This window comes from Rhizobium sp. SSA_523, from assembly GCF_030435705.1.
GTDB lineage: Bacteria > Pseudomonadota > Alphaproteobacteria > Rhizobiales > Rhizobiaceae > Neorhizobium.
In genome coordinates this window covers 2,519,919-2,539,151 of record NZ_CP129382.1, presented here as the reverse complement: position 1 = coordinate 2,539,151, position 19,233 = coordinate 2,519,919, and the positions used below count along the sequence as shown (strand labels likewise).

General features: G+C 62.7%; 19 protein-coding genes and 1 pseudogene. 10 read left to right on the top strand and 10 right to left on the bottom strand.

The window, feature by feature from the left end; translation table 11 throughout:
* Nucleotides 1-149: 149 nt before the first annotated feature.
* The gene (locus QTJ18_RS20450; RefSeq protein WP_252754285.1) at nt 150-896 is read left to right on the top strand and encodes a sulfite exporter TauE/SafE family protein; all 747 of its coding nucleotides are present in this window, start codon (nt 150-152) and stop codon (nt 894-896) included.
* Here QTJ18_RS20450 and trmD read toward each other — a convergent pair.
* The 5 genes from trmD to ffh form a co-directional block, all read right to left on the bottom strand.
* Nucleotides 878-1,627 carry a tRNA (guanosine(37)-N1)-methyltransferase TrmD gene (gene trmD / locus QTJ18_RS20445; RefSeq protein ID WP_252754465.1) on the bottom strand — a complete coding sequence of 250 codons (750 nt, stop codon included), beginning with the start codon at nt 1,625-1,627 and terminating at the stop codon, nt 878-880. The genes QTJ18_RS20450 and trmD overlap by 19 nt on opposite strands.
* A gap of 20 nt (nt 1,628-1,647) precedes the next feature.
* On the bottom strand, nt 1,648-2,328 hold the full coding sequence (gene rimM / locus QTJ18_RS20440; RefSeq protein ID WP_489667246.1) for a ribosome maturation factor RimM: 681 nt from the start codon (nt 2,326-2,328) through the stop codon (nt 1,648-1,650).
* Between the two features lie 230 nt (nt 2,329-2,558).
* Nucleotides 2,559-2,924, bottom strand: a complete 366-nt coding sequence (gene rpsP, locus QTJ18_RS20435; protein WP_252754286.1) for a 30S ribosomal protein S16 — start codon at nt 2,922-2,924, stop codon at nt 2,559-2,561.
* Nucleotides 2,925-2,990: 66 nt separating this feature from the next.
* On the bottom strand, nt 2,991-3,311 hold the full coding sequence (locus tag QTJ18_RS20430) for a chorismate mutase (protein WP_252754287.1): 321 nt from the start codon (nt 3,309-3,311) through the stop codon (nt 2,991-2,993).
* A gap of 16 nt (nt 3,312-3,327) precedes the next feature.
* Nucleotides 3,328-4,917 (bottom strand): signal recognition particle protein, encoded by a 1,590-nt coding sequence (gene ffh / locus QTJ18_RS20425; protein ID WP_252754288.1) that lies wholly within the window; start codon nt 4,915-4,917, stop codon nt 3,328-3,330.
* Between the two features lie 356 nt (nt 4,918-5,273).
* Here ffh and QTJ18_RS20420 point away from each other — a divergent pair, with 356 nt between their 5' ends.
* From QTJ18_RS20420 to QTJ18_RS20395, 6 genes are all read left to right on the top strand, one after another.
* A complete protein-coding gene (locus tag QTJ18_RS20420; protein ID WP_252754289.1) occupies nt 5,274-6,350 on the top strand; it encodes an MBL fold metallo-hydrolase in 1,077 nt (358 codons plus the stop codon).
* A 256-nt stretch (nt 6,351-6,606) separates the two neighbouring features.
* Entirely contained in the window at nt 6,607-7,509 is a 903-nt protein-coding gene (gene dapF, locus QTJ18_RS20415; RefSeq protein WP_252754290.1) for a diaminopimelate epimerase, read from the top strand.
* The gene (gene mtaB, locus QTJ18_RS20410; protein ID WP_252754291.1) at nt 7,506-8,780 is read left to right on the top strand and encodes a tRNA (N(6)-L-threonylcarbamoyladenosine(37)-C(2))-methylthiotransferase MtaB; all 1,275 of its coding nucleotides are present in this window, start codon (nt 7,506-7,508) and stop codon (nt 8,778-8,780) included. Before dapF ends, mtaB begins: the two co-directional genes overlap by 4 nt.
* A 15-nt stretch (nt 8,781-8,795) precedes the next feature.
* Nucleotides 8,796-10,196, top strand: a complete 1,401-nt coding sequence (gene ftsY, locus QTJ18_RS20405; protein ID WP_252754292.1) for a signal recognition particle-docking protein FtsY — start codon at nt 8,796-8,798, stop codon at nt 10,194-10,196.
* Between the two features lie 58 nt (nt 10,197-10,254).
* A complete protein-coding gene (locus tag QTJ18_RS20400) occupies nt 10,255-10,902 on the top strand; it encodes a septation protein A (protein WP_252754293.1) in 648 nt (215 codons plus the stop codon).
* Nucleotides 10,899-11,486: a DUF2585 domain-containing protein gene (locus QTJ18_RS20395; RefSeq protein ID WP_252754294.1), complete on the top strand. Its 588-nt coding sequence runs from the start codon at nt 10,899-10,901 to the stop codon at nt 11,484-11,486. Before QTJ18_RS20400 ends, QTJ18_RS20395 begins: the two co-directional genes overlap by 4 nt.
* A 6-nt stretch (nt 11,487-11,492) precedes the next feature.
* Here QTJ18_RS20395 and QTJ18_RS20390 read toward each other — a convergent pair whose 3' ends face one another.
* The 5 genes and pseudogenes from QTJ18_RS20390 to ccmA all read right to left on the bottom strand — a co-directional run bounded on the left by QTJ18_RS20390 (nt 11,493) and on the right by ccmA (nt 14,472).
* Nucleotides 11,493-12,092: a DsbE family thiol:disulfide interchange protein gene (locus QTJ18_RS20390; protein ID WP_252754295.1), complete on the bottom strand. Its 600-nt coding sequence runs from the start codon at nt 12,090-12,092 to the stop codon at nt 11,493-11,495.
* A 77-nt stretch (nt 12,093-12,169) separates the two neighbouring features.
* Nucleotides 12,170-12,316: pseudogene (gene ccmD, locus QTJ18_RS20385) on the bottom strand (heme exporter protein CcmD); the annotation flags it as partial.
* Nucleotides 12,313-13,080 carry a heme ABC transporter permease gene (locus tag QTJ18_RS20380; RefSeq protein WP_252754296.1) on the bottom strand — a complete coding sequence of 256 codons (768 nt, stop codon included), beginning with the start codon at nt 13,078-13,080 and terminating at the stop codon, nt 12,313-12,315. The gene QTJ18_RS20380 and the pseudogene ccmD, both read right to left, overlap by 4 nt.
* Nucleotides 13,081-13,123: 43 nt before the next feature.
* The gene (gene ccmB / locus QTJ18_RS20375) at nt 13,124-13,783 is read right to left on the bottom strand and encodes a heme exporter protein CcmB (RefSeq protein WP_252754297.1); all 660 of its coding nucleotides are present in this window, start codon (nt 13,781-13,783) and stop codon (nt 13,124-13,126) included.
* Nucleotides 13,780-14,472, bottom strand: a complete 693-nt coding sequence (ccmA, locus tag QTJ18_RS20370; RefSeq protein ID WP_252754298.1) for a heme ABC exporter ATP-binding protein CcmA — start codon at nt 14,470-14,472, stop codon at nt 13,780-13,782. Before ccmA ends, ccmB begins: the two co-directional genes overlap by 4 nt.
* 265 nt (nt 14,473-14,737) lie before the next feature.
* Here ccmA and acnA point away from each other — a divergent pair, with 265 nt between their 5' ends.
* The 3 genes from acnA to QTJ18_RS20355 all read left to right on the top strand — a co-directional run bounded on the left by acnA (nt 14,738) and on the right by QTJ18_RS20355 (nt 19,218).
* Nucleotides 14,738-17,431, top strand: a complete 2,694-nt coding sequence (acnA, locus tag QTJ18_RS20365; RefSeq protein WP_252754299.1) for an aconitate hydratase AcnA — start codon at nt 14,738-14,740, stop codon at nt 17,429-17,431.
* Between the two features lie 245 nt (nt 17,432-17,676).
* The gene (locus tag QTJ18_RS20360) at nt 17,677-18,429 is read left to right on the top strand and encodes a DUF1223 domain-containing protein (protein ID WP_489667247.1); all 753 of its coding nucleotides are present in this window, start codon (nt 17,677-17,679) and stop codon (nt 18,427-18,429) included.
* Nucleotides 18,430-18,831: 402 nt separating this feature from the next.
* Nucleotides 18,832-19,218: a DUF2794 domain-containing protein gene (locus QTJ18_RS20355; protein WP_252754300.1), complete on the top strand. Its 387-nt coding sequence runs from the start codon at nt 18,832-18,834 to the stop codon at nt 19,216-19,218.
* Nucleotides 19,219-19,233: the final 15 nt, after the last annotated feature.

Below are 19,233 nucleotides of genomic sequence, written 5' to 3'. Positions count from 1 at the left end.
TGTCCCACTTTCCGCGTGCGCCATTACACGAAAGACAGGGGCTTGTCACCCATGATCGACCAGAATCTAACGCAAAAGGGCCGGAATGCAGCCTTGCAGGCGGAAGAAGGGGTCGCTATCAGCATCACAGGCGTTTGGGAGGACACCGCGTGACAATTTCGCTGATTCTTTTGCTGTTCGTTTCCGGCTTCCTGTCCGGTGCCGTGAATGCCATTGCCGGCGGCGGCACATTTTTGACCTTCGGCGCGCTGACCCTTGCCGGCATTCCGCCGATCTCGGCCAATGCCACCTCCTCCATCGTGCAATTTCCCGGCTATGTCACGTCCACGCTGGCCTATCGGAGCGAGATCGCCAAACGCTGGCGAAGCGCCATCGCGCTCACCCTCATTTCGGCGCTGGGCGGGCTCGGCGGCGCGCTGATCCTGCTCGCGCTCGACAATCCCTCGTTCAGGGCCATGGTGCCCTGGCTGCTGGCCGGCGCAACGGCAATCTTCGCCGCCGGTCCGCTGTTGAAGCCCAAATCTTCGGAGGAACGCTCGGCAAGCTCCGTGCTGAGCCTTTTCGGCCAGTTCCTGACCTCGGTCTATGGCGGTTTCTTCGGCGCCGGCATGGGCATCATGATGCTGGCGGTGCTGGGGCTGACGACCGGCGGCAGCTACCATCACCTCAATGCCCTGAAGAACCTTCTGGCAACCGTCATCGCCGCCGTCGCAATCATCGTCTTCGTCAGTGGCGGCGTTGTCGCCTGGCCCGAAGCGGTGATCATGATTCCGGCCGTCGCGGCCGGTGGCTATGCCGGCGTCTGGCTGGCTCGGCGTGTGCCCCAGGGCATCATGCGGATGATCGTCGTGGCCGTCGGCGTCGGCCTGACGATCTATTACTTCGTGACGGGCTGAGCACCCTTTCCGCCCGGCAGCGGATCCAACAGATCCGGTCGGCGGGCTTTCGTCAGAGCCAGCGCCTGCTCATGCCGCCATGTCTCGATGGCGGCATGATTGCCCGAGGTCAGAACGGCAGGGATGGTTCGGCCCTCGAACTCCTGCGGGCGGGTATAATGCGGGTGCTCCAGGAGCCCGGTCTCGAAACTCTCATGGATCCCGGAATGGCTATTGCCCATGACGCCCGGCAGTACCCGCACGACGGCGTCCAGCAGAGTGAGCGCGGCGGGCTCACCGCCGGACAGGATGTAATCGCCGATGGAGACCTCTTCGAGCGCGCGCGCATCGATGACCCGCTGGTCGACCCCTTCGAACCGGCCGCAGACGATGACCACGCCGTCGCCCTCCGCCAGCTGCCTCACGCGCGTCTGGGTGAGGGGGCGCCCGCGAGGGCTCATCAGCAGGCGCGGACGCCCGTCCGCCTCCAGGGAATCAATCGCCTTGGCGAGGATGTCCGGCCGCAGGACCATGCCCGCGCCGCCGCCGGCGGGCGTATCGTCCACGGTACGGTGGCGGTCCTCGGCATAATCGCGGATCTGGATCGCCTCCAGAGACCAATCGCCGCGCTCCATGGCCTTGCCGGCCAGGGAATGGCCGAGATGGCCCGGAAACATGTCCGGATAAAGGGTCAAAACGGTGGCACGGAAGGGCGCCGGAGAGGACTGGGCGGACGATACAGAGGAGGACATTGAAGAGGGCATGGGCGACGTCACTCGGTCTCGCCTCTGGTGTCGCCCTTATCCTTATCCTTATCCTTATCTTTGCCTCCTCCCTTGCCCCCGCCCTTGGGCTTGTCTTCGGGCTTGGGCTTGTCTTCGGGCTTGGGCTTGTCTTTCGGCTTGGCGCCGGAGGCGGGGTCTTCGTCATCCGGCATGTCGACAAGACCGGCCGCCAGGGGGTCGATCAGGATGCGGGCATTTTCCAGGTCGATCTCCAGAACCGCCGCTTCCGAAAAGGGAATGAGGGTGGGGCGGCGGCCGGGTCCTTTGAGTTCAAGCAGGTCGCCGGCGCCGAAATCATAGACGCCGCTGACCTGGCCGTAGCTCTTGCCCTCGCTGTCGACAGCTTCGAGGCCTTCCAGATCCGCATAGAAGAACTCGTCGTCATCCAGTTCCTCATCCGGGAGGTTCTCCCGCTCGATGAAGAGCTCGATGCCGTTCAGCGCCTCCGCGGCGTCGCGATCATTGATGCCGCGGAAGCGCACGATGATGGTGTTCTTCGCCTCCCGCAGTTCCAGAATTTCGAAGACGCGTCCATCGGCGGCATGCAGATGGCCATAATCGCCCAGCGCCAGGGGATCGGCCGTGAAAGCCCGCACCCGCACTTCGCCACGCAAGCCCTGCGCAGCGCCAATGGTCGCCATCAGGATCGGGTTCTCCAGCTTAGCCATGATCGCTCCGTCATCGTCTCTTTCGTTGCTCTACAGCCTATCGCATGCCTTGCAAACAGAGGACTGCAAAAACGCCAAGCGGGCGGCATGTCGCCATGCCGCCCGCCCTGGAGCACTGGCCGATCGAATGTGATCCGATCGGCGCTGTGAGCCCTTTCATTTGAAGCACGATCCTATCGACCCTGATTTGTCATCCGGCCGGATCATGCTGGTAAACAGGCGCAGGAGGCTTATTCCGCGGCAGCCGCATCAGCGGCATCGGCAGCCTTCTGGGCGCGCTCGGCTGCACGCTCCTGGGCGCGCTTGCCGGGCTTTGCCTTGTTCGGGTTGCTGCGCGTCGCGCGCTCTGCGAGGCCGGCTTCCGCCATGAAGCGGAGAACGCGGTCGGTCGGCTGGGCGCCCTTGGCAATCCAATCCTTGACGGCTTCAGCGTCGAGAACCACGCGCTGCTCGCTGTCCTTGGCCAGCATCGGGTTCCACGAGCCGAGCGTTGCGATGAAACGGCCATCGCGCGGGGCGCGGGCATCGGCAACGACGATGTGGTAATACGGGCGCTTCTTGGAACCACCACGGGCGAGACGGATCTTCAGGGACATTTCAAACTCCTTCGTTTCTATTTTCAGGCCGTCGTCTGCGACGGTCCGGCTGTTGTGAGGCCGCTGTCAGGCGGTCTTTTCGGTGACGCCGCCATGTTCGGCGGCAATGGCTTCATGATGGCGGATGACTTCCTTGATGATGAAATTCAGGAATTTTTCCGCAAAATCCGGATCGAGCTGGGCATCCTGCGCAAGGCGACGGAGCCGTTCGATCTGGTATTCCTCGCGCGCCGGGTCAGCCGGCGGCAAATCGTATTTGGCTTTCAGGATGCCCACTTCCTTGGTGCAGCGAAACCGCTCCGCCAGCATATGAACCAGCGCCGCATCGATATTGTCGATGGACTGGCGATAGCTGCCGAGCTGCTGCTTGACGTTCGGATCGATCATCCTTGCCCCTCCCACTTCACTTCTTCTTCGGCATGCCGGGAAGTCCCGGAAGGCCACCGAGGCCTGGCAGCCTGCCAGCGCCCATCCCGCCCGGCAGACCCGGCATGGAGCCCGGCTTGAAGCCGGCGGCCTCGGCCTGCTTGGCGAGCGCCTCCAGTTGCTTGGGGTCCATGCGCGACAGATCCGGCATTCCGCCCATGCCCGGCATTCCGCCGCCCATTCCGCCACCCATTCCGGCACCCATGCCACCAAGGCCCATCTTGCCGGCCAGGCCGCCCATCATCTGCTTCATCATGCCGCCCTTACCCTTGCCGCCCATGGCCTTCATCATGTCGGCCATCTGGCGATGCATTTTCAGGAGCTTGTTGATTTCGGCAGCATCCGTGCCGGACCCGCTTGCGATACGCTTCTTGCGGGAATGCTTGAGAATATCCGGATTGGCGCGCTCGGCCCTCGTCATCGACTGGATGATGGCGATCTGGCGGGCGAACATCTTGTCGTTCAGGCCGGCCGCGGCCAGCTTGTCCTTCATGCCGCCCATGCCGGGCATCAGGCCCATAATGCCGCCCATGCCGCCCATCGACTGCATCTGGCGCAGCTGGTCGGCCAGGTCGTCCAGGTCGAACTTGCCCTTGGCCATTTTCTCGGCCATGGCGCGCGCCTTGTCGGCATCGATATTTTCCGCAGCCTTTTCGACCAGGGACACGATATCGCCCATACCGAGAATACGGTCTGCGATACGGCGCGGATGGAACTCTTCGAGCTCCGACATTTTTTCGCCGACGCCGATCAGCTTGATCGGCTTGCCGGTCACGGCGCGCATGGAGAGCGCGGCACCGCCGCGGCCGTCGCCATCCATACGGGTCAGGACGAGGCCGGTAATGCCGACCCGCTCATCGAAATTGCGGGCGAGGTTGACGGCGTCCTGGCCGGTCAGGCTGTCGGCGACCAGAAGGATCTCATGCGGCTTCGAGCGGGCCTTGATCTCGGCCATCTCGGCCATCAGCGGCTCGTCGATATGGGTGCGGCCGGCCGTATCAAGGATGACGACGTCATGGCCGCCGAGCCGTGCCGCCTGGACGGCGCGCGAGGCGATATCTGTCGGAGACTGGCCGGCAATGACCGGAAGGGTGTCGACGCCGGTCTGCTGGCCGAGCTGGCGCAGCTGTTCCTGGGCTGCCGGACGCCGCGTATCGAGCGAGGCCATCAGGACCTTTTTCTTGTCGCGGTCGGTCAGGCGCTTGGCAATCTTGCCGGTCGTGGTCGTCTTGCCGGAGCCCTGCAGGCCCACCATCATGATGACGACCGGCGCTGCGGCATGCAGGTCGATCGCGACGCCTTCGGCGCCGAGCATCTCCACCAGCTCGTCATGGACGATCTTGACGACCATCTGGCCGGGCTTGATCGACTTCAGGACCTCAGCGCCAACGGCCTTTTCACGGACGCGGTCGGTGAAATTGCGAACGACTTCGAGCGCCACGTCCGCTTCGAGAAGAGCACGGCGAACCTCGCGCAGGGCTGCCGAGACATCCGCCTCGGAAAGCGCGCCACGGCCGGTCAGTCCACTCAAGATGGAACCAAGGCGGTCCTGGAGGTTTTCGAACATGACTTCTTCCTTCTAGACGTTGACGGTCGTGGACCGGAACGTCGGGTCTTTTCCGTCGGAAAACAAGACGCAAAGCCAAAAAGCACCCGAGGGCGCAACGCGCTGTCGGATGTTGACCTCCGGGATCTGTTCGTAAACCTGTACGGTCCCGGTCGGTGGCTAAAGTCTCGTCAACTTTCAGCAGATCGCGGCGCTTAAACAGCAACTGGCCCGAAAAGTCAAGACGATCAGGGCTTTTTGCGGTCTTCCCGCTCAGGCTGGAAATATCCGCGTCTTCGAGGCGAGCGGCTGATCCGGTGCGCGCCGGCGGCGTAAGATCGCTTGAACCCTTCTCCATCGCTGCCTATAGATTTCTCATGAAACGTCGCCACTTCTTGAAATGGTCAGCAATCGGCAGTCTCGCCCTTCTCGGCGGCGGACTTGCGGCAGGGAGAGCCATGGCAGCCAATCGCTATTACAAGGGGCCCGCTTCAAGCCATTTCGACGGCACGCGCTTCTTCAATCCGGGCGGCGAGGAGCCGAAAGGCTTCATGAATCTCCTGCGCTGGCGCTTCAACGGCAAGAGCATTGCCTGGCCGGAGGCCTATCCCAGCCCCTTTCCGCCGGCGGTTCCGGAGCGCCGCGTTGCCGGTAACCGGCTGGTGGTGACCATGGTCGGCCATGCCTCCATGCTCATCCAGGTGGCGGGCCTGAACATCCTGACCGATCCGGTCTGGGCGGAACGCACGAGCCCCGTATCCTTCGCCGGTCCCAAGCGGGTGAATGAGCCCGGCATCCGGCTGGAGGATCTGCCGGCGATCGACATCGTCATCGTCACCCACAATCATTATGACCATCTCGACATCGCGACGCTTAAGACCCTGCATGAGATGCATCGCCCGCATTTCATCACGCCTCTCGGCAATGATGCGATCTTCGGCCCTGAGCTCGACGACCCGCGCATCACCGTCATGGACTGGGGCTCCAGCAGCTATGTCGGCAAGAATGTCAGCCTTCACTGCGAACCGTGCCACCACTGGTCGGCGCGCGGCCTGAACGACCGGCGCATGGCGCTCTGGGCCGCCTTCGTCATCGAAACCCACGCCGGCAAGATCTATCACATCGGCGATACGGGGTTCCATGAAGGGATCAACTATCGCGCCGCCGCGGAAAAGCATGGCGGCTTCCGTCTGGCAATCCTGCCGATTGGTGCCTATGAGCCCCGCTGGTTCATGAAGGCGCAGCACCAGAACCCGGAAGAGGCGGTGGCGGGCATGCAACTGGCCAAGGCCTCCTATGCCGCCGGCCATCACTGGGGCACCGTCAAGCTGACCGATGAGGGGATAGAGGAACCATTGGCCGCGCTCAACAATGCGCTGACGGCCGCCTCCCTGAAGGCGGAGCGCTTCCGCCCTCTGCGCCCAGGCGAAGTCTTCGAGGTTCCGGATGCCTGAAGCCCGCGCCTGACGCACGGACCTTGAAAGCAAGCATGGCATCGAAGCTGGCATGCGCCTGAGCTGCAGGGCAGATGGCTGGCGGTCCGGTATTTGGCAGCTGGCCGGGCGCCGGGGAGCCGTGGCGATCGGCGAGCGAGCCCCCTGTCTTCGACACGCGCTCAGATGCCTCGGGGTCGACAGACTGGAAATGGCCCCGGTTTTCCGCCATATAGGCGGGAAATGGCGGGCTATTCCGTAAATGAGGACGTGCACCATGGCGCAGATGGTCGAATTTGCAAAGATGAACGGGCTTGGCAACAAGATCCTCGTCGTTGACATGCGCGGCCGCACCGAGCGTGTGGCATCGCAGGCGGCCATCGCGCTTGCCGGAGATCCGGCCACGGCCTTTGACCAGATCATGGCGATCCACGATCCGAAGCTGGACGGAACCGATGCCTATATCGACATCGTCAATTGCGACGGCACGCGTGCTCAGGCCTGCGGCAATGGTACGCGCTGTGTCGTGCAGGCGCTGTCGGCCGAAACCGGACGCAAGGTCTTCACCTTCCAGACGCTTGCCGGCATTCTGAATGCCGAGGAGCACCAGGACGGAACGATCTCCGTCGATATGGGCCCGCCGGTCTTCGAGTGGGACAGGATCCCGCTTTCGGAGGAGTTCTACGATACAAGCCGGATCGAGCTGCAGATCGGGCCGATCGATAATCCGGTGCTGCACTCGCCCTCGGCCATGTCCATGGGCAATCCGCACGCCGTCTTCTGGGTCGATCGCGACCCCATGAGCTTCGAGCTGGAGCGGTTCGGGCCGCTTATCGAGAATCACCCGATGTTTCCGGAAAGGGCCAATATCACGCTGGCGCAGGTCGTGACGCCGACCGAGCTTGTGACGCGGACCTGGGAGCGGGGGGCCGGGCTGACGCTTGCCTGCGGTTCGGCCGCCTGCGCGGCGGGCGTTTCCGCGGCAAGGACCGGGCGCACCGGCCGCAACGTCGACATCATCGTGGCGTCCAGCCCGGGCCGCGGCAGACTCGCCATCGAGTGGCGGGCCGACGATCACGTCATCATGACGGGCCCCGCCGAATGGGAATGGTCGGGCAGGCTTGACCCCGCAACCGGCGAATTCGTGCGCGACGGCCAGGCCGAGGCGCTGGCGCAGTGAGTGGCGTCGACATCATCACCTTCGGCTGTCGCCTCAATACCTATGAATCCGAGGTGATGCGCATGGAGGCGGAAAAGGCCGGGCTCAACAATGCCGTCCTCGTCAATACCTGCGCGGTCACCGGCGAGGCGGTCCGCCAGGCGCGCCAGGCCATTCGCCGCGCGCGGCGCGACAATCCCCATGCGCGCATCATCGTGACCGGCTGCGCGGCCCAGACGGAGGCGGCCACCTTCAGCGCCATGCCGGAGGTCGATGCCGTTCTCGGCAATGAGGAGAAGCTGAAGGGCGCATCCTACCGCGCCTTGCCGGATTTCGGCGTTTCTGCGGAAGAAAAGCTGCGCGTCAACGACATTATGAGCGTCAAGGCGACGGCGCCGCAGATGGTCGACCATATTGACGGGCATGTGCGTGCCTTCATCCAGGTGCAGAACGGATGCGACCATCGCTGCACCTTCTGCATCATCCCTTATGGCCGTGGCAATTCCCGTTCGGTTCCCATGGGCGCCGTGGTCGAGCAGGCGCGGAAACTGGTGGAGGCCGGCTATTGCGAGATCGTGCTCACCGGCGTCGATGCCACCAGCTACGGCGCCGACCTGCCGGGGCAGCCGACGCTTGGCCTGCTGGCCAGGACCTTGCTGAAGCAGGTGCCGGACATTCGCCGGCTGCGTCTCTCCTCCATCGACAGTATCGAGGCCGACCGTCATCTCCTCGATCTCTTGGCCGACGAGCCGCGATTCATGCCGCATCTGCATCTCTCCCTGCAGCATGGCGACGACATGATCCTGAAGCGGATGAAACGGCGCCATTCCAGTGCCGATGCGCTGGCCTTTTCTGAAACAGTGCGCCGGCTGCGGCCCGACGTGACCTTCGGTGCCGATATGATCGCCGGCTTCCCGACGGAGACCGAGGACATGTTCGGCAATGCCCTGCGCCATGTCGAAGACTGCGGCATCGCCTTTCTCCATGTCTTTCCCTATAGCCCGCGACCGGGAACGCCGGCCGCGCGCATGCCGCAACTCGACCGGTCTTTGATCAAGGAACGGGCGGCGCGGCTTCGCGTTCAGGGAGAGGCCCTGCTTGCGGCCCATCTTGGCCGCATGGTCGGGACGCGGCAGACCATCCTTGTGGAACGCAATGGTTTTGCCCATACCGACAATTTCTCGCTGGTCGCGGCTCCGCATCTGTCGCCGCGGGATCTGGTGCCGGTGACCATCACGGGCCACAATGGCAAATATCTGACAATGCAGGTCGACGCTGCCGCCGCAGCGTGACGGAACGGATCATTCATGGCGCTGGGGTTCATCAAGAAGGTTTTCTCGTTCGGCAAGGATAAGCCGCAGGACGAGGATCACGCGGAGAAGGGGCTTTCGCCGGAGGACCGCGCGGCGCTCGCCGCCGAAACCGAACCGCATGCGCGGGACGAGGACCTGCCGGTGGCCGCTATCGATCCGGTGGCCGAGATCGAGATGGAAACGGCCGGGGGTCCGTCAGATGATGGCGCGGCGGATGACGAGCCTGCGCTTCTTGCGCCTGCCGACATGCCGGGTGAGCTGGGCATGGTTCCCTTGTCGCTCCTGCAGGCCGAGGCGGAAGAAGATGTCGCCGTCGAGGTGCTATCCCCCTCTGAGGGGGGTGACGCGTCCGCTGCGGTTTCCTCTTCCGCGACCGAAGCGGAAACACCACCGCTGACTGCCGAACCCGCCCTTCCCAAAGGCTTTGCCACCCGTCGCCAGGAAGAGCCGGTGGTGGAGGCCGTGGCCGCGCCGAAGCTCACCTGGTTCCAACGTCTGCGCCAGGGCCTGTCGCGAACCTCCTCGCAATTGACCGGCCAGATTTCGGCGCTCTTCACCAAGCGCAAGCTGGACGAGGCGACGCTTGAGGAATTGGAAGACCTGCTGATCCAGGCGGATCTGGGGGTCGAGACGGCCATGCGCATCACCGATAGCCTCTCGTCCGAACGCTATGGCAAGGATGTCACGGGCGAGGATGTCTCGCGCATCATGGCCTCGGAGATCACCAAGGTGCTTACTCCTGTAGCAAGGCCGCTGGAGCTCGATCTCTCGCACAAGCCGCATGTCATCCTGGTGGTCGGCGTCAACGGCACCGGCAAGACGACGACGATCGGCAAGCTGGCCGCCAAGCTGTCAGGCTCGGGGCTGAAGGTCATGCTGGCAGCCGGCGATACCTTCCGTGCTGCTGCCATCGAGCAATTGAAGATCTGGGCCGACCGCACCCAGTCCGAGTTCATCGGCACGAAGCTCGGTGCGGACGCGGCGGGACTTGCCTATGATGCGTTCGAGCAGGCGAGGGCAAAGCGCTGCGACGTGCTGATCATCGACACGGCGGGACGTCTGCAGAACAAGGCCGAACTGATGGCGGAGCTGGAAAAGATCGTCCGCGTGCTTGGCAAGCTCGATCCGGAGGCGCCGCACACGGTTCTCCAGACGCTCGATGCGACGACCGGCCAGAATGCCATGAACCAGGTGGAGATCTTCCGCAATGTCGCCGGTGTCGGCGGCCTGATCATGACCAAGCTGGACGGCACGGCGCGCGGCGGCATTCTCGTTGCCATCGCTGCCAAGCACAAGCTGCCGGTCTATTTCATCGGCGTCGGCGAAGGAATAGAGGATCTCGAGCCCTTCGAAGCCCGGGAATTCGCGCAGGCGATTGCCGGCGTGACGCATTGATGCCACAGAATGCGCGTTTGCATCGCCCCATCATCAGCCAAAGGTAAGTACCAAGACCATGCAGAGCCTTGAAAGCGATACGACGCCGACGCCGCAGGAGAAAGCCCATCCCGGCTTGAAATTTGCGCTGGAAATCGGCCCTTTGCTGGTGTTCTTCTTCGCCAATCTGCGCGGCGAATGGCTTTTGGAGCGGTTCCCGTCCCTGTCCGTTCTCGGCGGGCCGCTTTTGGTGGCGACCGGGCTCTTCATGTCGGCAACGGTTCTTTCGCTGATCGTGTCGAAACTGGTCTTCAAGCATCTGCCGATCATGCCCTTCGTGTCCGGCATCGTCGTGCTGGTCTTCGGCGGGTTGTCGATCTGGCTGCAGGACGAGATCTTCATCAAGATGAAGCCGACCATCGTCAACAGCCTCTTCGGCGTGGCGCTGCTCGGCGGTTTGTTCTTCGGCAAATCGCTGCTCGGTTACGTGTTCAATGCCGCCTTCCAGCTGACGGATGAAGGCTGGCGCAAGCTCACCCTCCGCTGGGGGATCTTCTTCCTGTTCCTGGCCGTTCTGAACGAGGTGGTCTGGCGCAATTTTTCCGATGATGTTTGGGTGAACTTCAAGGTCTGGGGCACGATGCCGATCACCATCATCTTCACGCTCGCGCAGATGCCGCTGATCATGAAACATTCGCTTGATCCGAAGACCGAGGATCGCAAGTGAGCGTTGCGGAGTCCCTGCGGTATCAAAGGCACGTCTCGTTCTGGTTTTGGGTCGCTCTCGCCATTCTGGTGGCGCAGATCCTGGTCGAATATGCGATGGGCCGGCTGTGGATCTGCGCCTGCGGCGAGATCAAACTCTTCGAACCGGGCGTGAACACGCCGGGGAATTCCCAGCATCTGGCGGATTGGTATACGCCCTCGCACATCATCCACGGCTTTCTCTTTTACGGACTGGCCTTCCTGGTGCTGCGCCGCGCCTCGTTTGCCAAGCGCCTGGCGCTCGCCACCTTCATCGAGGCTGTCTGGGAGGTTCTTGAAAACTCGCCGATCATCATCAACCGCTACCGTTCCGCCACCATGGCAATCGGTTACGAGGGCGACAGCATCCTGAACTCCGCCATGGACACCGTTTTCATGGCCGTCGGCTTCCTGTTTGCGGCGCGCGCGCCGGTCTGGCTGACGGTGCTGGTGGCAATCGTCTTCGAGGTCTTTACCGGCTGGCTGATCCGCGACAACCTCGCGCTCAACGTCCTGATGCTGGTCTGGCCGGTGGATGCGATCAAGGCCTGGCAGGCCGGTGTCTGACGGATCTCAGGATCCGGCCGCGCCAAGGGCCTTTTCGATGGCCGGCAGCAGATCCTCCGTCACGCTTCGCTCGTCGAAGGGGCCGACACGCTTGTAGAGGATCGTGCCGTCGGGGGCGACCAGATAGGTCTCCGGGATTCCGTAGACCCCCCAGTCGATCGCCGCCTTACCGTTGGGATCGACTCCGATGGCGGCATAGGGATTGCCCAATTCGCCGAGAAAGCGCAGGGCATTGTCATTGCGGTCCTTGTAGTTGATCCCGACGACGGTCAGCCTTTTGTCCCTGGCCAGTTCGGAGAGAAGCGGATGCTCCTGCCGGCAGGGGACGCACCAGGAGGCAAAGACATTCACAAGCGCAAGCTTGCCGCGAATGGCCTCATCCGTGAGCGGCGGCGTCTGCGAGCCGTGGAGCGCCGGCAGCGAGAGCGAGGGGGCCTGCTTGCCGATCAGCGCCGAGGGGATGGAGGAGATATCCAGCCCGTTCACATCCTGATCATACAGCATCTTGCCCGCAATCGCCGCAAAGAGAGCGAAGATCACCAGAGGTATGAGGGCAAGCGCCCTGAGGGAACGCCGCGGTGCCGGGCTGTCTGCATCAAGTTTCATGGCGCCGCTGTTTCACTTGGATCGGTTGCCGGAGAAGAGGGACGGCCAGGAGACGGCTGAGAGGCCGTGGCGGGTGCGGCCGAACGGCGGCGGAGACCGGCTGCTTCGAGTGCGGCCAGTTCACGGCGCCGCGCCCGACCGTCGGACCATGTCCACAGGACGAGGGACAGGATGGTGACCGCCGTGATGGCATAGGAGGCCAGGATGTAGAAGGCGTGACTCATGCCGATCCGCCTCCCTGGCCTGCCATGCGGGCCGCCATGCGCCGCTGCGTGGCGACGCGCCGCCGCCAGATCTCGTTGCGCATCGCCATGATGTGCAAGGTGAAGAAGAGACAGGTAAAGGCCGTCGCCATGATCAGCAGGGGCCAGAGGAATTCCGCGTCGATCGTCGGTCCGTCGATCCGGATGACGCTGGCCGGCTGATGAAGCGTATTCCACCAGTCGACGGAAAACTTGATGATCGGGATGTTGACGAAGCCGACAAGGATCAGCACCGCCGATACGCGGGCTGCCCGGGACGGGTCGTCCATGGCCCGGTTGAGCGCGATCAGGCCGAGATACATCAGGAAGAGGATGAAGACCGAGGTCAGCCGGGCATCCCAGACCCACCAGGTTCCCCACATGGGCTTGCCCCAGAGCGAGCCGGTGACGAGCGCGATCAAGGTGAAGGCGGCCCCAAGCGGCGCTGCGGCCTTGTGGCTGACATCGGCCAGCGGATGGCGCCAGACCAGGGTGCCGATGGCCGAAAGCGCCATGACCGTGTAGCACATCATCGAGAGCCAGGCGGCCGGCACGTGGATATACATGATGCGGACCGTGTCGCCCTGCTGGTAATCGCCCTGCGTTGCAAAGGACAGTGTCAGACCGAGCACCAGCAGGATGATCGTCAACCCGGCAAGCCAGGGCAGCACGCGTTCGGCAAGGGCCAGGAAGCGTGTCGGATTGGCAAGATCGCTGAACTTGCGGATGGCTAGGCTCTGATTCATAGGGTTCCTCTAAAACAGGGCCGGGAGCCCGCCTTGATTCTAGTCAATCGCCGGCATTGCGCAACGCCAGTGCGGCGCCCGCCGGGCCAAGGACGGCAAAAAACATCGTGATGGCGGTCAGAATAAGGAAAGGCGGCAGGAAGGGCGCAGGATCCTCCACGGCGGCATAGGTGGCGCTCACGCCGAAGATGAGCACCGGAATGCACAGCGGCAGAACCAGGATCGATACCAGCAATCCGCCGCGCGGCAGGGTCACGGCCACGGCGGCGCCCACCGCTCCGATGAGGGTAAGCGCCGGCGAGCCGACGAGGAGGGTGAGCATGCAGGCGCCAATGGCCAATTCGTCCATGTTCATGAACAGGCCGAGCAGCGGCGAGGCAATGACCAGGGGAAGCACATTTGCCAGCCAGTGGGCGAGGCATTTGACAAGGATGGTGAGAACCAGCGGGTTCTCCTGCATCAGGAGGAGATCCAGCGAGCCATCGTCGCGATCGGTCTGGAACAGGCGGTCGAGGCCGAGCAGGGCTGCCAGCAGGGCCCCGATCCAGACGATGGCCGGGCCGATGCGCGCCAAAAGATTGAGATCGGGCCCAACGCCGAAGGGAATGACCGCAACCACGGTCAGAAAGAACAGAATGCCGATCAAGGCGCCGCCGCCGGCGCGGATGGAGAGTTTCAGGTCGCGCAGGAGAAGGGCGGTCATCGATCATCTCCTCCGGCGAAAATACCCCCCTCTGCCCCGCCGGGCATCTCCCCCTCCATTCCGGCAAAGGCGAAGCCCTTCATCTCCAGCCGGTGGCGCGCTTTGAAATCGAGAGGCTGGTGCGTGGCCGCCAGAACCAGTCCGCCCGTGGCCAGATGCGTCCGGATGAGCTGGCTGAACAGCGCCTCGGCGCCGACATCGAGCGCTGCTGTGGGTTCGTCGAGAAGCCAGACCGGGCGGTGGGCCACCAGAAGCTTGGCAAAGGCCATGCGGCGCTGCTGGCCGGCCGACAGATAGCCGAAGGGGAGGTGCAGGATGCTGCGCAGTTCCACCCTATCGGCGGCCTCGTCAACGCCAATGCCCTGGCGGCCCGGCCGGTCGCCCAGGCAGTCCTGCCAGAAAGCGAGATTTTCCTTGACCGTCAATTCCGGCTTCATCGCATTGCGGTGGCCGAGATAATGGCAGGCTTCGCAGGCCGGCACGGCCTCGGACACGCTGTCATCCTGCCAGTGGACGCGGCCGGCGGCGGGGCGAATCAATCCGGCAATCACGCGCAGAAGCGTTGACTTGCCGCTGCCGTTGCGGCCGGTCAGCAAAAGCGCCTCGCCAGCGCCGATGTCGAAGGAAACCTGTGAGAAAATCAGATCTTCGCCACGCCGTGCTGCGAGGTTTTCCGAAAGGAGCCGCATCAGGGTTACCTTTGATTTGCCATTCCCGCAGAGGTGGGAAAAAAATCTGCCGAACGATGCCGTCACCGTCTGGAACAGTTCTTAGAAATTATCTATAAGCTTCGCAACCACGCCAGCGGCCGGCGTGATTTTCACTTTGCGCCGGACCTGAAGAATCTTCTTCTCGTGCGGACAGCGGAAATGGTCGTACCCGCATCCTGATGTGCAAGAAGTGCATAGGCGTCCGCACGCGCGTGTTGGCTCTGATATCAGCGGGGTTGTTTCCGTGACAAAATCTCTCGACAGCTTTAATTGCCGGTCGGTCCTGACCGTCGATGGCAAAGACTATGTGTATTTCAGCCTGCCAAAGGCGGAAGCCAATGGTTTGGCCGGCGTATCCAAGCTTCCCTTCTCGATGAAGGTGCTTCTGGAAAATCTGCTGCGTCACGAAGACGGCCAGTCTGTCACCAGGGAGAATATCCTGGCCGTGGCCGAATGGCTGACCAACAAGGGCAAGGTTGAAAACGAGATCGCCTACCGCCCGGCCCGCGTCCTGATGCAGGATTTCACCGGTGTTCCGGCCGTGGTCGATCTTGCGGCCATGCGCGACGCAATGGTGGCGCTCGGTGGCGATCCGGAAAAGATCAATCCGCTGGTTCCCGTCGATCTCGTCATCGACCATTCCGTCATCGTGGATGAATTCGGAACGCCGACCGCCTTTGCCAAGAATGTCGAGCTGGAATACGAGCGCAATGGCGAGCGTTACCGCTTCCTGAAATGGGGCCAGCAGGCCTTCAAGAATTTCCGCGTCGTGCCGCCCGGCACCGGCATCTGTCACCAGGTCAATCTGGAATACCTCGGCCAGACGGTCTGGACCAAGGATGAAGACGGGGAAACCATTGCCTATCCGGATACCTGCGTTGGTACCGACAGCCACACGACCATGATCAATGGTCTGGGCGTGCTCGGCTGGGGCGTGGGCGGCATCGAGGCGGAAGCGGCCATGCTCGGCCAGCCGGTCTCCATGCTTCTGCCGGAAGTCGTCGGCTTCAAGCTGACCGGCAAGGTCAAGGAAGGCGTCACCGCCACCGACCTGGTGCTCACCGTCGTGCAGATGCTGCGCAAGAAGGGCGTGGTATCGAAATTCGTCGAATTCTTCGGCCCGGGCCTCGATTCCATGTCGCTTGCCGACCGCGCGACGATCGGCAATATGGGACCGGAATACGGCGCGACCTGCGGCTTCTTCCCGGTCGATGGCGAAACCATCAACTATCTCACCATGTCGGGCCGCACGAAGGACCGCATTGCGCTGGTCGAAGCCTATTCGAAGGCACAGGGCATGTGGCGCGAAGGCGATGGCTCCGACCTCGTCTTCACGGATACGCTGGAACTGGATCTCGGCGATGTCGTGCCGTCCATGGCAGGCCCGAAGCGTCCGGAAGGCCGCCTGGCCCTCGAAACCATCGCGCCGAACTTCGCGACCGCTCTCGAGACCGATTACAAGAAGCCCGGCCAGCTCGACAGCCGTTATGCCGTCGAAGGCACGGATTTCGACCTCGGCCATGGCGATGTGGCGATTGCCGCCATCACCTCCTGCACCAATACGTCGAACCCGAGCGTACTGATCGCGGCCGGTCTCCTGGCCCGCAATGCTGTCGCGAAGGGTCTGAAGTCGGCGCCCTGGGTCAAGACCTCGCTGGCACCGGGAAGCCAGGTGGTTGGCGAATATCTCGCCAAGTCCGGCCTGCAGGACTCGCTCGATGCGCTTGGCTTCAACCTGGTCGGCTTCGGCTGCACCACCTGCATCGGCAATTCCGGCCCGCTGCCGGCACCGATCTCCAAGACCATCAACGACAAGGGCCTGATCACCGCCGGCGTCCTGTCGGGCAATCGTAACTTCGAAGGCCGTATCTCGCCGGACGTGCAGGCCAACTACCTGGCCTCTCCGCCGCTGGTCGTTGCCTATGCGCTGGCCGGTACGGTGCAGAAGGACCTGACGACCGAGCCGCTCGGGCTGGACCAGAATGGTCAGCCGGTCTTCCTCAAGGATATCTGGCCGACCTCGCACGAGATCCAGGAATTCATCCTGAAATACGTGACCCGCGAGCTCTACGAGACCAAATATGCGGATGTCTTCAAGGGCGACGTCAACTGGCAGGCAGTTCAGGTGCCGGCCGGCCAGACCTATGCCTGGGACGACGGCTCGACCTATGTGCAGAACCCGCCCTATTTTGTCGGCATGGGCAAGACCGGTGCCGGCCTCTCCAATATCCGGGGCGCGCGGGTTCTCGGCCTCTTCGGCGACAAGATCACCACCGACCATATTTCGCCTGCCGGTTCGATCAAGGCGGCATCGCCCGCCGGCGCCTATCTGATGGATCACGGCGTCGGCGTGGCCGACTTCAACCAGTATGGTACCCGCCGCGGCAACCATGAAGTGATGATGCGCGGCACCTTCGCCAATATCCGCATCCGCAATTTCATGCTTGGTCCGAACGGCAAGGAAGGCGGCTACACGGTCCACTATCCGTCGAAGGAAGAGATGTCGATCTACGATGCGGCCATGAAGTACAAGGCGGAAGGCGTTCCGCTGGTGATCTTCGCCGGCGTCGAATACGGCAATGGTTCCTCGCGTGACTGGGCGGCCAAGGGCACCAACCTTCTTGGCGTGCGCGCTGTGATTGCCCAGTCCTTCGAGCGTATCCATCGCTCCAACCTGGTCGGCATGGGAGTTGTGCCCTTCGTGTTCGAAGAAGGCATGAACTGGCAGTCGCTGGATCTGAAGGGTGACGAGACCGTGACCATCGAAGGTCTCGACGGCGAGATCAAGCCGCGCGAGTGGAAGACGGCAAAGATCACCTATGCCGACGGTACGGTGAAGGAGATCAAGATCCTCTGCCGCATCGATACGCTCGATGAAGTCACCTATGTCAACAATGGCGGCATTCTGCAGACGGTTCTGCGCGATCTGGCCGCCTGAGCCGGCGCCTGATCGGCTTCAAGATCTCGGAAGGGATCGTGACGCCTGCTCTGATGATTTGTCAGAAATACAGCCGCCGGGACTTGCGCCCGGCGGCTTTTTCGTGCCCGCTGCTGCGGCAGGACGCATCCTCACGTCTCACCCGCTTGTGACTTCCGATTGATGGCCGATATGCTCTAAGTTCGCGCAACCCGAACCCGCTCCCGCAACGAAGACCTGTGATGCCTGCCAGAAACGGAAAACTCATGTGTGTATTGCGCGGCCTTGGGCTGCCGCTTTTGCTGTGTGCCGGCGCAGGCATGGTTCAGGCTGGTGATGTCCGCACGCCCAAGGGCGTGGTCGAATTGTTCACGTCCCAGGGCTGTTCGTCCTGTCCGCCGGCCGATGAAGCGCTGAAGAAGCTCGTCCAGCAGGGCAATGTGGTCGCCTTGGCCTACCATGTCGACTACTGGAACTATATCGGCTGGAAGGACACGCTGAGCTCGAAGGAAAATACCGAGCGCCAGTATGGCTACGCCCATTCCATGGGGCGAAGCGGGGTCTATACGCCGCAGGCCATCATCAATGGGCGCCAACACGTCTCCGGGGCCGATCTTTCCGCCATCAATGGTGCAGTGGAGGACATGACGGCCAAGGGCGCCGGCATGAGCATCCCTGTCAGCATCAGCATGAAGGGAGACGAGATGTCGATCGAGGTCGGCGCCGGCCAGGGCCGCGCCGATGTGGTCGTCGCCTATTTCACCAAGAAGGAAGAAGTCGCTGTTGAGCGCGGCGAAAACAGCGGCCGCACCGTCGAATACTGGCACAGCGTCTACGATGTGCAGACGGTCGGCATGTGGGATGGCAAGCCGTTGAAGATCACTCTGCCCGCCAAGGCGCTGGGCCGATCGAAGAAGGACGGCTGCGCGGTCCTGTTGCAGACCTCCAGCCCGACCGGCGAGCCCGCTGCGATCATCGGTGCAACCCTGGTCATGGCCGGGCGCAAGCGAGACGACTGAGATCCTCGGCGATCTCGTCTACACGCAAGGTATCGGGCGTCACCCGCTTTGCCAGCGCAAAGCCTGCGCCGAGCGCCAGAGGCAGGTTCTATATCGGGAGGGAGGGAATGGTCCGGCCCCAGGCGATGGGGGCTGGGGGTAAGGTCAACGCTCGAGACCGGACCGAGTCTGGCGCACCGCGCCAAACCATGTCTGACGCATCAGCGCCAAACGAGATCTGCAGAATGCAAAAGAAATCCGGCGCTGTTTTGACCGAATTCAGGCCAAAAGCAGACAGTGTGTCGGAACGTGCGAAGAGGGCCGAGGCGGCGGGCATTGCGCGCCGCGGCGTCTTCCTCCCCTTGCATTTTGAGCCCAGTCGGGCACACTGTCATGAAATTGTTGCGAGGCTTCGGAATCTGAATGACTGACCAGCCGGATTTAACCGGGCGCGGCACTTCTTCGGGAAATGTCGTCGTCGAACTCCACCAGTACCGGCAAAGCCTGGATCCTCTGCCTGTCACCTTCCACCGTCGAGAACTGGATGCCATTCTCAGGATCTACGGTCGCATGGTCGGCGAGGGCGAGTGGAAGGACTATGCCATCGATCACATGAAGGAGAAGGCGGTCTTCTCCGTCTTCAAGCGATCGGGCGAAATGCCGCTCTTTCGGATCGAGAAAAACCCCAAGCTTTCGGCGAAGCAGGGCGCCTATAGCGTGATCAACACGCATGGCATGATCCTGAAACGCGGCCACGACCTTCAGCAGGTGTTGAAGGTGTTCGACAAGGTCCTGAAACTCGTCGAGTGATCGAAATTCCGTCTT

Excerpts from the sequence above, each read along its gene's own strand:
- trmD (WP_252754465.1), bottom strand. The coding sequence starts at position 1,627 with ATGTCCTCCTCTGTATCGTCCGCCCAGTCCTCTCCGGCGCCCTTCCGT.
- rimM (WP_489667246.1), bottom strand. The coding sequence starts at position 2,328 with ATGGCTAAGCTGGAGAACCCGATCCTGATGGCGACCATTGGCGCTGCG.
- rpsP (WP_252754286.1), bottom strand. The coding sequence starts at position 2,924 with ATGTCCCTGAAGATCCGTCTCGCCCGTGGTGGTTCCAAGAAGCGCCCG.
- QTJ18_RS20430 (WP_252754287.1), bottom strand. The coding sequence starts at position 3,311 with ATGATCGATCCGAACGTCAAGCAGCAGCTCGGCAGCTATCGCCAGTCC.
- ffh (WP_252754288.1), bottom strand. The coding sequence starts at position 4,917 with ATGTTCGAAAACCTCCAGGACCGCCTTGGTTCCATCTTGAGTGGACTG.
- QTJ18_RS20420 (WP_252754289.1), top strand. The coding sequence starts at position 5,274 with ATGAAACGTCGCCACTTCTTGAAATGGTCAGCAATCGGCAGTCTCGCC.
- dapF (WP_252754290.1), top strand. The coding sequence starts at position 6,607 with ATGGCGCAGATGGTCGAATTTGCAAAGATGAACGGGCTTGGCAACAAG.
- ftsY (WP_252754292.1), top strand. The coding sequence starts at position 8,796 with ATGGCGCTGGGGTTCATCAAGAAGGTTTTCTCGTTCGGCAAGGATAAG.
- QTJ18_RS20400 (WP_252754293.1), top strand. The coding sequence starts at position 10,255 with ATGCAGAGCCTTGAAAGCGATACGACGCCGACGCCGCAGGAGAAAGCC.
- QTJ18_RS20390 (WP_252754295.1), bottom strand. The coding sequence starts at position 12,092 with ATGAAACTTGATGCAGACAGCCCGGCACCGCGGCGTTCCCTCAGGGCG.
- QTJ18_RS20380 (WP_252754296.1), bottom strand. The coding sequence starts at position 13,080 with ATGAATCAGAGCCTAGCCATCCGCAAGTTCAGCGATCTTGCCAATCCG.
- ccmB (WP_252754297.1), bottom strand. The coding sequence starts at position 13,783 with ATGACCGCCCTTCTCCTGCGCGACCTGAAACTCTCCATCCGCGCCGGC.
- ccmA (WP_252754298.1), bottom strand. The coding sequence starts at position 14,472 with ATGCGGCTCCTTTCGGAAAACCTCGCAGCACGGCGTGGCGAAGATCTG.
- QTJ18_RS20360 (WP_489667247.1), top strand. The coding sequence starts at position 17,677 with ATGTGTGTATTGCGCGGCCTTGGGCTGCCGCTTTTGCTGTGTGCCGGC.
- QTJ18_RS20355 (WP_252754300.1), top strand. The coding sequence starts at position 18,832 with ATGACTGACCAGCCGGATTTAACCGGGCGCGGCACTTCTTCGGGAAAT.